Here is an 11,877-nt window from a genome sequence, read left to right as displayed (position 1 = left end):
GAGCCGGTCCCCGAATGCCAGTCCCCGGTCTTCCTGCACGTCGACGCCAGCGACCGCGACCGGGTGCGGCTGCATTTCAGCGCACCCGCCGAGGCGCCGACCACCCGTGGTTTCGCCTCGATCCTGGCCGCCGGGCTCGACGAGCAGCCCGCCGCCGACATCCTGGCGGTGCCCGAAGACTTCTATACCGACCTGGGCCTGGCGGCGCTGGTCAGTCCGTTGCGGCTGCGCGGCATGTCGGGGATGCTGGCCCGGATCAAGCGACGGCTGCGCGAGGCTTAGACTTCCCCGGAACATACTTGTAAGACGATCTCTTAAAAAGCACAAGCCCTTAAAGACTCCAGCCACAGGAGGCGCAGTGCCAAGTCACGCCAGCTCGAGGATCGCCAAGGTCCTCGTCGCCAATCGCGGTGAGATCGCGGTCCGGGTGATCCGCGCGGCCAAGGACGCCGGCCTGCCCAGTGTGGCGGTGTACGCGGAGCCCGACGCCGATGCGCCGCACGTGCGGCTGGCCGACGAGGCGTTCGCGCTGGGTGGTCAGACCTCTTCCGAGTCCTACCTGGACTTCGGCAAGGTCCTGGAGGCCGCCGCGAAGTCCGGCGCCAACGCGATCCATCCCGGCTACGGCTTTCTGAGCGAGAACGCCGACTTCGCACAGGCGGTCATCGACGCCGGGCTGATCTGGATCGGGCCCAGCCCGCAGTCGATCCGTGACCTCGGCGACAAGGTCACCGCCCGGCACATCGCCGCCCGCGCGCAGGCCCCGCTGGTTCCCGGCACCTCCGAACCGGTCAAGGACGCCGACGAGGTGGTGGCCTTCGCCGAGCAGTACGGCGTGCCGATCGCGATCAAGGCCGCGTTCGGCGGCGGCGGCAAGGGCATGAAGGTAGCCCGCACCCTCGAGGAGATCCCCGAGTTCTTCGAGTCGGCAGTGCGCGAAGCGACGGCCGCGTTCGGCCGGGGCGAGTGTTTTGTGGAGCGCTACCTGGACAAGCCCCGCCACGTCGAGGCGCAGGTGATCGCCGACCAGCACGGCAACGTCGTCGTCGCCGGCACCCGGGACTGCTCACTGCAGCGCCGCTACCAGAAGCTGGTCGAGGAGGCACCGGCGCCGTTCCTGACCGACGCGCAGCGCAAGGAGATCCACGAGTCGGCCAAGCGCATCTGCCGCGAAGCGCACTATTACGGCGCCGGCACGGTGGAGTTCCTGGTGGGCCAGGACGGCTTGATCTCGTTCCTCGAGGTCAACACCCGACTGCAGGTCGAGCACCCGGTCACCGAGGAGACCGCGGGCATCGACCTGGTGTTGCAGCAGTTCAAGATCGCCAACGGCGACAAGCTTGACATCACCGAGGACCCGACCCCGCGTGGGCACGCCATCGAGTTCCGGATCAACGGCGAGGACGCCGGCCGCGGCTTCCTGCCGGCACCCGGGCCGGTCACCCGGTTCGACCCGCCGGCCGGGCCCGGTGTGCGGCTGGATTCCGGTGTCGAAACCGGGTCGGTGATCGGCGGCCAGTTCGACTCGATGCTGGCCAAGCTGATCGTGCACGGTGCCACCCGCGCCGAGGCACTGGCGCGCGCCCGCCGCGCATTGGACGAATTCCACATCGAGGGACTGGCCACGGTCATCCCCTTCCATCGGGCGGTGGTGTCCGACCCGGCGTTCATCGGTGACAACGACGGATTCGCGGTGCACACCCGCTGGATCGAGACCGAATGGAACAACACCATCGAGCCGTTCACCGGCGGCGAGCCGCTCGATGAGGCCGACACCCGGCCGCGGCAGACGGTGGTCGTCGAGGTCGGCGGGCGCCGGCTTGAGGTGTCCCTGCCGGCCGACCTGGCGTTGTCCAACGGTGGCGGCGACGCAGCCGGTGTGATCCGCAAAAAGCCCAAGCAACGCAGGCGGGGCGCGCTGGCCGGCGCGGCGGCGTCGGGTGACGCGGTGACCGCGCCCATGCAGGGCACCGTGGTGAAGGTCGCCGTCGAAGAGGGCCAGGAGGTCACCAGCGGTGATCTCGTGGTGGTCCTGGAAGCGATGAAGATGGAAAACCCGGTCACCGCGCACAAGGACGGCACCATCACCGGGCTGGCGGTCGAGGCCGGGTCGGCGATCACCCAGGGAACGGTCCTGGCCGAGATCAAGTAGGGCGGCCGGGGCGGCGCGCCGCAAACATCGACTACGTTGTCGGCCGGGCGCAGCCAGGGTAACCTTCGAGGCAGGTTGAGTTCACAGCCGTCTGGAACGTCGTCAACGACGTGATCCAAAGCAACAATGCTTGTCGACTGATGGAGTCAACAATGTCTGTTGTGAGACAGACGTCCACCGAAGCGGACGATGCATTTCCGTCACGCCCGTGGGAAAATCACACCGCCCGGTTCAGCGCTCACTGGGTGGCGTCGGTGGCCGTAATTACTGCACACGGCGAACTCGATGCGTCGAATGCCGCTCAGCTTGCCGATTACTTTCAGCGTTGCACGCTCCACTCGAAGCGGCTCGTCCTCGACTTGAGTGGGTTGGAATTCTTTGGGACTGCGGGCTTTTCGGCGCTGCACACGATCAATGTCCGGTGCGCGGGCGCCGATGTGCGGTGGGAGGTGGTTCCCGGCCCCGCGGCATCGCGGTTACTGCGCATCTGCGATCCGGATAACGCGCTACCGATAGCAGAATCACCGGAAGCCGCGGTGACCACCGACGAATCGCCGCGTCTTCTACTCAAGCTGGTCTCGCAGCCGCGCTAGCGATTTGGCGAGCAGGCGCGACACGTGCATCTGTGAGATCCCGACGCGCTCGGCGATCTGGGTCTGTGTCATCGAGTCGAAGAACCTGAGCACCAGCACGGTTCGCTCACGCTCGGGCAACGCCTCCAGCAGCGGGCGCAGTGCCTCCCGGTTCTCGATCCGCTCGAGGCCGGTGTCCACGTCGCCGAGCGTGTCGGCGATTGCGCGGGCTTCTTCGTCGCCACCACCGCCGCCGCTGTCAATCGACAACGTGTTGTAGGAGCTGCCGGCCACCAGGCCCTCGATGACCTCGGTGCGGTCCATGTCCAGCTCGCCGGCCAGTTCAGTGGCGGTCGGTGCGCGGCCCAGCCGTTGCGACAAGTCGGCGGTGGCGGTGCCGAGCCGCAAATGGAGCTCCTTGAGTCGCCGGGGCACCTTGACCGACCAGCTGTTGTCGCGAAAATGGCGCCGGACCTCACCCATGATGGTGGGCACCGCGAACGAGACGAAATCCGAGCCCGCGTTGACGTCGAAGCGGACGACGGCGTTGACCAGCCCGACGCGAGCCACCTGAACCAGATCGTCGCGGGGTTCGCCGCGCCCCTCGAACCGACGGGCGATGTGATCGGCCAGCGGCAGGCACCGCTCCACGATCTTCTCGCGGTGACGCTGGAATTCCGGCGAATCGGCCGTCAGCCCGGCCAGCTCACGGAACATATCCGGAACGTCGGCATATTCATTGGGCCGCCGCGACGTCGTACCGCCGGCAGCTCGCGCTGTCACCGCCCGGCGCCCGCCCGTCGCGTCGTCACGGTGATCCCGAATACCCCGCCGGATCCACTCGCTTCGCGACCGTCATGAAATGTCTGGACCTCATCGGTCAGCGACGTCAGCACATGCCAGCTGAAGCTGCCGGGCGTCACGACATCGGCGTTCTCGCAGGCCGCTGACGCCTCGACGATCAGTTCGTCGTCGCGCGGGTCGACCAGCACCGCCAGGGTCGCCCCGGGCGCCGCCGAGCGGATGAGCCGCGTGCACATCTCGTCCACTGCCAACCGCAGGTCGGCCACCGCGTCGAAATTCAGGTCTTCGAAGGTGCCAACCGCGCCGACCACGGTACGTAGCACCGCCAGGTTCTCCAAGCGTGCGGCAACCCGCAACTCGATGACACGGTCACCCCGCTCTTGGGCGTTCCCTGGCCGTTCGGTAGCGGTCATCTGGCCTCCCGGCGATATTTGACTGACAGTACCCCCGCGTACGAGCCGGTTAGTCATGCCCACCGCCGGGTATGCGACCAGCGATGGACGAAACTGACACGGCGGAAACTCGCCACACACGCCGGCTTCGGCGTGTCGCGGTACTCGCCGGGATCACGTTGATCGTCTTGATTTTGGTCGCAGTAGCAATTTATGTGATGGCGTTTCTGATTCTTTCCCCGATCCTGGGGTAATGACGGTGACAGGCCATTGCCGGCCGGGGTCAGAGTGATCATGGTGCATACCTAATACCCCGTCGCCGCGGCAGATAAAACCCAGCAGGAGACAGCGATGCAAGACCGTGACCGCATGTCCGACGAAATCCCGGTCGCCGGCGCCGTCGAGCAAGCGCACGAGACGGCGGACGAACCGGTTGGCCAGGTGGATCTCCCGGGCGACGAGCATCAGGCGTAACGAGCATCTGTCAACCCCCGGCCCCGAGATCTACGATGAATGTCATGAGTACGGCCATGAGACAGGTTCTGCTGCGGGCAGTTGTGCTTATGGGATCGTGGGCGATCGGACTACTGGTTGCGGCATCGGTTGTTCCCCGCGTTTCGATGTCGCTGTCGGGGTTTATCGTCGCCGTCGCGGTGTTCTCGGTAGCGCAGGCAATCCTGTCGTTGTCGATCTTGAAGCTGCCTCACGCATATGCGTTGCTGGTCTTTGGCGGCACCGGCCTGGCATTGACCGTCGTCGCGTTAGGTCTCGCTTCGGTGTTGAGCCATGAGTTCAACATTCGCGGTATTGCATCCTGGGTCGCTGCAACGGTTGTGGTGTGGCTCATTACGACGGTTGGGGCGGTTCTACCCGAGGTGCTCGTCCACGGGGAGACCCGCCCGACCTGAAAAATCGGGGCCATTTCGTTGGTGCCCGCCCGGTGAGAAGTGAGTAGCATTCCATTATATCGTCCTACGACGGAAGGAGATGTGATGGGAGACAGGCATCGCGATCCGACCGATCATTTCCGGACCACCCAACCACACGCCGGTATCACGATGAAGGACAATCTCTTCTGGCCCGGATTCATCCTGTTGGCCGTCGCCGTGGCCGGGGTGATCAGCACTGCGGCAGCCGCCGGCTACCACCATGACGAGTGGCTCGCCACCACGGTGCTCGTCTCAGTGCTCGGGACGGTCGCCGGAGCGCTATGGCTCGTCGTCGAGCGTCGCCGGGTGATCCGCATCGACGAGCAATGGCGCGTCGCACACCGCGACAGTCGACCGAGCCAGCACGTTGGCTAATACGGTTGCCGGTCAGCCGATCAGTGCGGGCCCGGCGATCGTCGGAACACTCATCGTCAGGGTCAGCAACATCAACGTCAACAGGAACCATCCGGCCCCCTGCCAGGCCCACCAGGTGCCACTGTCCCGCCAAACGCGGTAAGTCTTCACAAAGGCCCAGAGTCCACCGGCCAGTAGTATTCCCGGAGCACCGAACGCCAGCAGTGTGCGTTGCGGCGCGCCGCATGCCGCGGTATCTAACGTCATCGCGCCGTTGCAGGTACTGACCCACAGCGCGGCGACGATGAGAAATGCCACGCTCGCCACGGCCGTCAACACCGCAAACCGAATTGCCGACTGCACCTCGCTGTCCTCGTGCCCGAGGTGGTCGCCACGAGACCGCTGACGTGGCATCTGCATCGGAGAACCTCTGTCCTGCCTTCGGCTGCTCTTTGTCCATCGTTGGATCGGTAGCGTCAGTTACACCCTGGTGCGCGTAAACGCATCCCGCAGCTGCCCTCACCGTCGACGGTACGGAGCGATTAACGACATACCCGGTGGTAGGCACCGGCAAACACGTCCCGGACGATGGCCACCGCTTCGTCGATTTCTGCCCGGGAAACCGTGAGCGGCGGACGAAAACGCACGCTGTCGGCACCACCGGGCAACACGATCAGGCCGCGTTGCCACAGTCGGTTGATCAACACGTCGCGTTCGGCGGTGCCCGGCAATGTGAACGCGCACATCAGCCCCCGGCCGCGGGGATGGCGCACCACCGCCGGAAAGGCGTCGGCGAGCTCACCGAGCCGGGCCCGAAGATAGTGGCCCTGCGCGGCGGCATTGTCGAACAACTCCTGGGCTTCGATCACTTCCAGGACGCGACGGGCGCGGACCATATCGGTGAGGTTGGCGCCCCATGTCGAATTGAGTCGGGACGGGACCGCGAACACGTTGTCGGTGATCTCGTCGACCCTGCGTCCGGCCATTATCCCGCATACCTGCGTCTTCTTCCCGAAGGCGACGACATCGGGGGTGAACCCCAATTGTTGGTAGGCCCAAGGGGTTCCGGTCGTACCACAACCCGTCTGCACCTCGTCGAGGACCAGCAGGGCGTCGTAGGAGTCACACAGCTCGCGCATGGCGGCGAAGAACTCGGGCCGAAAGTGACGGTCACCGCCCTCCCCCTGGATGGGTTCGGCGATGAAACAGGCGATGTCGTGCGGGTGGGCTTCGAAGGCTGCCCGGGCCTGCCGCAGCGATTCGGCTTCGGCCGCCGCCGTGTCGGCTCCGGGCCGCAGATACGGTGCGTCGATGCGTGGCCAGTCGAAAATCGGGAACCGCGCGACGTTGACGGCAGCGGTGTTCGTCAGCGACAGGGTGTAGCCGCTGCGACCGTGAAACGCCCCACGCAGATGCAACACCCGGCCGCCGAGTGCGGGGTCGATGCCGCGTGCCTCGTTGTGCCGGCTTTTCCAGTCGAAGGCGACCTTCAGCGCGTTCTCCACCGCCAGCGCGCCGCCGTCGATGAAGAACAGATGCGGCAGCGCGGGGTCGCCCAGTACGCGGGTGAACGCCTCGGCGAACCGGGCCATCGGCACCGAGTACACATCGGAGTTGCTCGGCTTGTTCAGCGCGGCTTCGACGAGTTCGGCGCGGAAGTCCTCGTCGTCGGTCAACGCCGGGTGATTCATGCCCAGCGCCGAGGAGGCAAAGAACGTGAACATGTCCAGGTAGCGCCGGCCGGTGCGGGCATCGACCAGATACGAGCCGGCCGAGCGCTCCAAGTCGAGCACCAGATCGAGGCCGCTGAGCTGGATGCTGCGGCCCAGCACGTCGATAACGTGCTCGGCCTGCAGTTGCCGATCGGTGGCTGCCAGCACAGTCATACCACGATTTTAGCAAGATTTTTACGCTCTAAACGGCTCGACACCGTAACAATTACGGTATGGACTGCCTGCCGCTGTAAAAAATACGTAGAATGATCGTGCTCCGTGTACTGACGTTGGCGGCCATCCGGATCTGTTGCAGCAGGTCCTCCAACGCCCGCGCGGATTCCACCCGAACCAGCAGGATGTAGCTCTCTTCGCCGGCCACCGAGTGGCACGACTCGATCGCCTCGAAGTGTTCGAGACGAGCGGGGGCATCATCGGGTTGAGAGGGATCGAGAGGGGTGATGGCCACGAACGCCGACAGCGACTGCCCGACCGCTTCGGGGTTGATCCGTGCCGAATACCCGGTCACCACGCCGCGCGACTCGAGTCGGCGCACCCGCGAGGCGACCGCCGACACCGACAGTCCGGCACTGGCGGCCAGTTCGGCCAGCGTCGCACGCCCGTCGGCGACCAGCTCGCGCACCAGGGTCCGGTCGATGTCGTCGAGCGCCATCAGTGCCTCCCGAGCAGACCGGCGGCCGCAGCCGCGGGGCGAATCGGGGCCGTCACCGCGCAGCGGCGAAGTATGTCGTTGCCCACTGGTAGTGTTCCTTCCGGGATTGGACGGGTCCTTCGTGCAGCGTCGGGAGACGCGCCGCAGAGAAGAATCGGAGACTGAGTCAAGGCCAGCGAAGCTGCTGGCTTCAGCGTCAGAGACGTCACGGCCGGAGACTATCGCAGCAGCGATAGCCCACGATGAGCCCGGTTAAACGGCTGGAGTGCTGGCAACTGCGGCAGCGCTTCGCCGCCGGGCTGTCCGCCATGTACGGCAGCGAGGTGCCAGCCTACCCGACGTTGGTGCAGGTCAGTTCGCGGGTCAACCGTGATTACGCGAGCCGGTATCCGGCCGCCGAACGCCTGGGATCGCTGGACCGGGTCACCGCCGAGCGGCACGGCGCCATCCGAGTCGGCACCCCCGCCGAACTCGCCGAGGTCGCCGACCTGTTCGCGGCGTTCGGCATGGCCCCGGTCGGCTACTACGATCTGCGCGACGCCGCGTCACCGGTTCCGGTGGTGTGCACCGCATTTCGGCCTGTCGGCGCCGACGAGCTGGCGCGCAATCCGTTTCGGGTGTTCACGTCGATGCTCGCGATCGAAGACCCCCGGTTCTTCGACGCGGACCTGCGGGCACGCGTGCGGGCTTTTTTGGGGCGTCGTCGGCTGTTCGATCCGGCGTTGATCGCCGCGGCCCGGGCCATTGCCGCCGACGGCGGCTGCGACGCCGGCGAGGCCGACGCCCTCGTCGGGCAGGCGGTTGCGGCGTTCGCGCTGTCGCACGAACCGATCGACAAGGCCTGGTATGACGAGCTCGCGCGGGTGTCGGCGGTGGCCGCCGACATCGCCGGGATCGGCTCCACCCACATCAACCACCTGACGCCGCGAGTGCTCGACATCGACGAGTTGTACCGCCGGATGACCGATCGCGGTATCACGATGATCGACGCCATTCAAGGGCCGCCACGCACCGCCGCACCGCAGGTGCTGTTGCGCCAGACGTCGTTTCGCGCGCTGGCCGAGCCGCGCCGGTTCCGCCTGCCCGACGGCACCGTCTGCGACGGAACGTTGCGGGTGCGGTTCGGCGAGGTGGAGGCGCGCGGTGTCGCGCTGACGCGCCGGGGCCGGGAACGCTACGACGCTGCCATGAGCGCTCCCGACCCGGCGACGGCGTGGGGCGAGTACTTCCCGTCGACCGATGATGAGATGGCCGCGAAGGGGCTCGCCTACTACCACCGCGGTGACCCGGCCAAACCCGTTGTCTACGAGGACTTCCTGCCCGCGTCGGCGGCCGGTATCTTCCGGTCCAACGTGGATTGCGACAGCGAAGCCGGCGACGTCGAGGACGACTCCGGTTACAGCATGGACTGGATGGCCGCAGCAATCGGCCGCCACATCCACGACCCCCACGCGCTCTACGAAGCCCAGACACAGGAGCTCAGATGACACTGCCCACCGCCGACGAGATGCGTGCCCGGGTGCACCGGGCGTTCGATGGGATTGGCGCCGCCGTCACGCTCGGTGAGCCGAGCGCACCCGGCTTGCCTGCCGGCACACCGATCACCGGCGACCTCTTGTTTACCGTGCAGGAGGCCACACCCGAGGACGTCGACCACACGATCGCCGCTGCCGCGCAAGCATTTTCACACTGGCGCAGCGCTCCGGGGCCGGTGCGCGGCGCGCTGGCGGGCCGACTGGGCGAACTGCTCACCGCGCATAAGGACGACCTCGCCACGCTGGTGACCGTCGACGCGGGCAAGATCACCTCCGAGGCACTGGGCGAGGTGCAGGAGATGATCGACGTCTGCCAGTTCGCGGTCGGGCTATCACGCCAGCTCTACGGACGCACGATCGCCTCCGAGCGGCCCGGGCACCGGCTGATGGAGACCTGGCATCCGCTCGGCGTGGTCGGGCTGATCACCGCGTTCAACTTCCCGGTCGCGGTGTGGGCGTGGAACACCGCGGTGGCGCTGGTCTGCGGCGACACCGTGGTGTGGAAGCCGTCGGAGCTGGCCCCGTTGACCTCGCTGGCGTGCCAGGCGCTGCTCACCCGGGCCGCGGATGACGTTGGCGCACCGCCCGGGGTGAGCGGCCTGCTGATCGGCGGTCGCGAGGTCGGCGGGCAGCTGGTCGACGACGGGCGGGTGGCGTTGCTCTCGGCGACCGGTTCGGTGCGGATGGGTCGCCAGGTCGGACCGCGGGTAGCCGAGCGGTTCGGAAAGGTCTTGCTCGAACTCGGGGGCAACAACGCCGCGATCGTGGCGCCGTCGGCCGACCTGGACCTGGCGGTGCGCGCGATCGTCTTCGCCGCCGCCGGCACCGCCGGGCAGCGCTGCACCAGCCTGCGCCGGCTGATCGTGCACCGCTCGGTGGCTGACGAGGTGGTCGGCCGCATCGTCGCCGCCTACCGTCAGCTGCCGATCGGTGATCCCTCGGCGGCCGGCACACTGGTCGGCCCGCTGATCCACGAGACCGCCTACCGCGACATGGTGGGCGCGCTGCAGCAGGCCCGCGCCGATGGCGGCGAGGTGATCGGCGGCGAGCGCCACGACATCGGCCACCCGAACGCGTACTACGTCGCTCCTGCGCTGGTGCGGATGGGATCGCAAACGGCGATCGTGGCAACCGAGACGTTCGCTCCGATTCTCTATGTGCTGACCTACGACGATCTCGACCAGGCGATCGCGCTCAACAACGGGGTTCCGCAAGGCCTTTCGTCGGCGATCTTCACCACCGACATGCGGGAGGCTGAGCGGTTCATCGACGGCTCCGATTGCGGCATCACCAACGTCAACATCGGCACCTCGGGTGCGGAGATCGGTGGCGCGTTCGGCGGCGAGAAGCACACCGGCGGCGGTATCTAGTCATTTTATTAAGCGTGGAAGGCCTACATGCGCCGGGCCACCAACACCGTCAACTACTCCGACCAGTTGCCGCTCGCCCAGGGTGTGCGCTTCGGCTGAGCTGCCGCGGGGTTAATTTCCCGACGGCAACTGCCCCGGCTTGAACCCGAACACCGCCGACGTCGGTCCGATCAGGTGGCGCATCTTGATCCGGACAAAACCATGCTCTCGAAATATATCCGCGCACTCGTCGACCGAGCATTCGTAGCCGTCGCGTGTTTCGAGCATGACGTTGAGGCTGGAGAGCAGGCTCGCGTAGTTTCGCCGGCGGCCGTGGTGGATCATCGCGTCGTAGACGATCAGGGCGCCACCCGGCGGGACAGCGGCATATGCTTTGCCGACCAATTCGCTGCGGACGGCCCGATTGAAGCCATGGAACACATGGCCGAAGGAGACGACATCGGCGCAGGGCAATGGTCCGTCGAGGCAGTCGCCCGCGACGAACCGGAGCCGGTCGGCCAGCCCGAACAACGCAACGTACTCCTCGAAGACGGGGCGCACCGCCGCGAAGTCGAAGCCTGCTCCGCGCAAGTGCGGATGGGTGAGAGCGACCCGTACCGGGAGCGCCCCTTGCGCCGAACCGACGTCGACGAACGTCCGAAAGCGCTTCCACGGAAAGCGAGCAGCGAGCAACGTCGCCTCGGTAGTAGAGACTCCGGTCATTCCGGTCAAAAATTCCCGCATCGCCATCGGATCGCGGTAGAGCGACGGGAAGAATTCGTTTTCTTCCTGCCCTTCTTTCGACGCAGGAAGACCGGTGCGCAGCAGATCGGGAAGCCCGCCCCACAACTGATAAAGCCGCTTGCTGGACAGTTCCATCAGTCCGGCGGCATAGCTCGGCTTCGTTCTGTCCAAGAACATGGCGCTGCGGATCGTGTTCGAATATCGCCCGGACCGATCCCGGCGTAGCAGCCCAAGGGCGACCAGGGCGTCCAGAGCGTCACCGGCAGCCCGTGGATGCCAGCCGAAAGCTTCGATCAACTCCGGTCCCGACAACGGTCCGTCGGCCAGCGCGGTGAACACGCCGCATTCGACAGCCGTCAGGACGAGCCGGGACGACCAAAAGGCCATCCCCATCTCCACGATGTGGTGCGGGCCGCCGAAGCGCCGAAGCACCGGACCGACTATCCGACTTTGAAAGAGCCGCATCAGTAGTCGCTCATGCCGGATGTCGTGTGCCCGGTACCTGATCGGCCGCGCGGAGATGTCTGCGAGGCACTTGTCGCTGCGTGACATTGCGTACTTTTTACCATCCGGGGATGCGCAGTGGAGTTCCCTGTGACGAGATGCCGTCTTACGAATAACTTGCACCCAGAGCTATGCGACGCCTGTACAAGTAATATCC

The 11,877-nt window shown here is 66.3% G+C and carries 12 protein-coding genes and 2 pseudogenes; 8 read left to right on the top strand and 6 right to left on the bottom strand.

Annotation, left to right across the window (positions count from 1 at the left end; genetic code table 11):
• The 3 genes from ACRDTL_RS09855 to ACRDTL_RS09845 all read left to right on the top strand — a co-directional run.
• Positions 1–282: SufE family protein (locus ACRDTL_RS09855; RefSeq protein WP_431506521.1), on the top strand; the 282-nt coding region annotated here is incomplete at its 5' end.
• 76 nt (positions 283–358) lie between these two features.
• Entirely contained in the window at positions 359–2,152 is a 1,794-nt protein-coding gene (locus ACRDTL_RS09850) for an acetyl/propionyl/methylcrotonyl-CoA carboxylase subunit alpha (RefSeq protein WP_431506520.1), read from the top strand.
• A gap of 152 nt (positions 2,153–2,304) precedes the next feature.
• On the top strand, positions 2,305–2,745 hold the full coding sequence (locus ACRDTL_RS09845; RefSeq protein ID WP_431506519.1) for an STAS domain-containing protein: 441 nt from the start codon (positions 2,305–2,307) through the stop codon (positions 2,743–2,745).
• On the opposite strand, the gene ACRDTL_RS09840 is transcribed toward ACRDTL_RS09845, so the two are convergent.
• Positions 2,716–3,507 carry an RNA polymerase sigma factor SigF gene (locus ACRDTL_RS09840; protein WP_431506518.1) on the bottom strand — a complete coding sequence of 264 codons (792 nt, stop codon included), beginning with the start codon at positions 3,505–3,507 and terminating at the stop codon, positions 2,716–2,718. The genes ACRDTL_RS09845 and ACRDTL_RS09840 overlap by 30 nt on opposite strands.
• Positions 3,504–3,941, bottom strand: coding sequence for an ATP-binding protein (locus tag ACRDTL_RS09835; RefSeq protein ID WP_431506517.1), 438 nt, complete (start codon positions 3,939–3,941; stop codon positions 3,504–3,506). Before ACRDTL_RS09835 ends, ACRDTL_RS09840 begins: the two co-directional genes overlap by 4 nt.
• Before the next feature lie 330 nt (positions 3,942–4,271).
• Between ACRDTL_RS09835 and ACRDTL_RS09830 the strand changes: the two genes are divergently transcribed.
• The 3 genes from ACRDTL_RS09830 to usfY all read left to right on the top strand — a co-directional run bounded on the left by ACRDTL_RS09830 (position 4,272) and on the right by usfY (position 5,224).
• A complete protein-coding gene (locus tag ACRDTL_RS09830; RefSeq protein WP_431506516.1) occupies positions 4,272–4,394 on the top strand; it encodes a hypothetical protein in 123 nt (40 codons plus the stop codon).
• A gap of 44 nt (positions 4,395–4,438) precedes the next feature.
• On the top strand, positions 4,439–4,828 hold the full coding sequence (locus tag ACRDTL_RS09825) for a hypothetical protein (protein ID WP_431506515.1): 390 nt from the start codon (positions 4,439–4,441) through the stop codon (positions 4,826–4,828).
• An 84-nt stretch (positions 4,829–4,912) separates the two neighbouring features.
• Positions 4,913–5,224, top strand: a complete 312-nt coding sequence (gene usfY, locus ACRDTL_RS09820; RefSeq protein WP_431506514.1) for a protein UsfY — start codon at positions 4,913–4,915, stop codon at positions 5,222–5,224.
• Positions 5,225–5,236: 12 nt separating this feature from the next.
• Here usfY and ACRDTL_RS09815 read toward each other — a convergent pair whose 3' ends face one another.
• The 3 genes and pseudogenes from ACRDTL_RS09815 to ACRDTL_RS09805 form a co-directional block, all read right to left on the bottom strand.
• Positions 5,237–5,623 carry a hypothetical protein gene (locus ACRDTL_RS09815; protein WP_431506522.1) on the bottom strand — a complete coding sequence of 129 codons (387 nt, stop codon included), beginning with the start codon at positions 5,621–5,623 and terminating at the stop codon, positions 5,237–5,239.
• A gap of 139 nt (positions 5,624–5,762) precedes the next feature.
• Positions 5,763–7,089: pseudogene (lat, locus tag ACRDTL_RS09810) on the bottom strand (L-lysine 6-transaminase); the annotation flags it as partial.
• A gap of 52 nt (positions 7,090–7,141) precedes the next feature.
• Positions 7,142–7,588 carry an Lrp/AsnC family transcriptional regulator gene (locus tag ACRDTL_RS09805; protein ID WP_431506513.1) on the bottom strand — a complete coding sequence of 149 codons (447 nt, stop codon included), beginning with the start codon at positions 7,586–7,588 and terminating at the stop codon, positions 7,142–7,144.
• 242 nt (positions 7,589–7,830) lie between these two features.
• On the opposite strand from ACRDTL_RS09805, the gene hglS reads away from it, so the two are divergent.
• Both hglS and amaB read left to right on the top strand, forming a co-directional pair.
• Positions 7,831–9,075: a 2-oxoadipate dioxygenase/decarboxylase gene (gene hglS, locus ACRDTL_RS09800; protein WP_431506512.1), complete on the top strand. Its 1,245-nt coding sequence runs from the start codon at positions 7,831–7,833 to the stop codon at positions 9,073–9,075.
• Positions 9,072–10,592 (top strand): annotated as a pseudogene (gene amaB, locus ACRDTL_RS09795) (L-piperidine-6-carboxylate dehydrogenase). Before hglS ends, amaB begins: the two are co-directional and overlap by 4 nt.
• Positions 10,593–10,604: 12 nt before the next feature.
• Here the strand turns inward: amaB and ACRDTL_RS09790 are convergent.
• Entirely contained in the window at positions 10,605–11,648 is a 1,044-nt protein-coding gene (locus tag ACRDTL_RS09790; protein WP_431506511.1) for a methyltransferase, read from the bottom strand.
• Positions 11,649–11,877 lie beyond the last annotated feature (229 nt).

Source organism: Mycobacterium sp. (assembly GCF_050700595.1).
Taxonomy (GTDB): Bacteria; Actinomycetota; Actinomycetes; order Mycobacteriales; family Mycobacteriaceae; genus Mycobacterium.
This window is presented reverse-complemented; position numbering and strand designations above follow the sequence as displayed.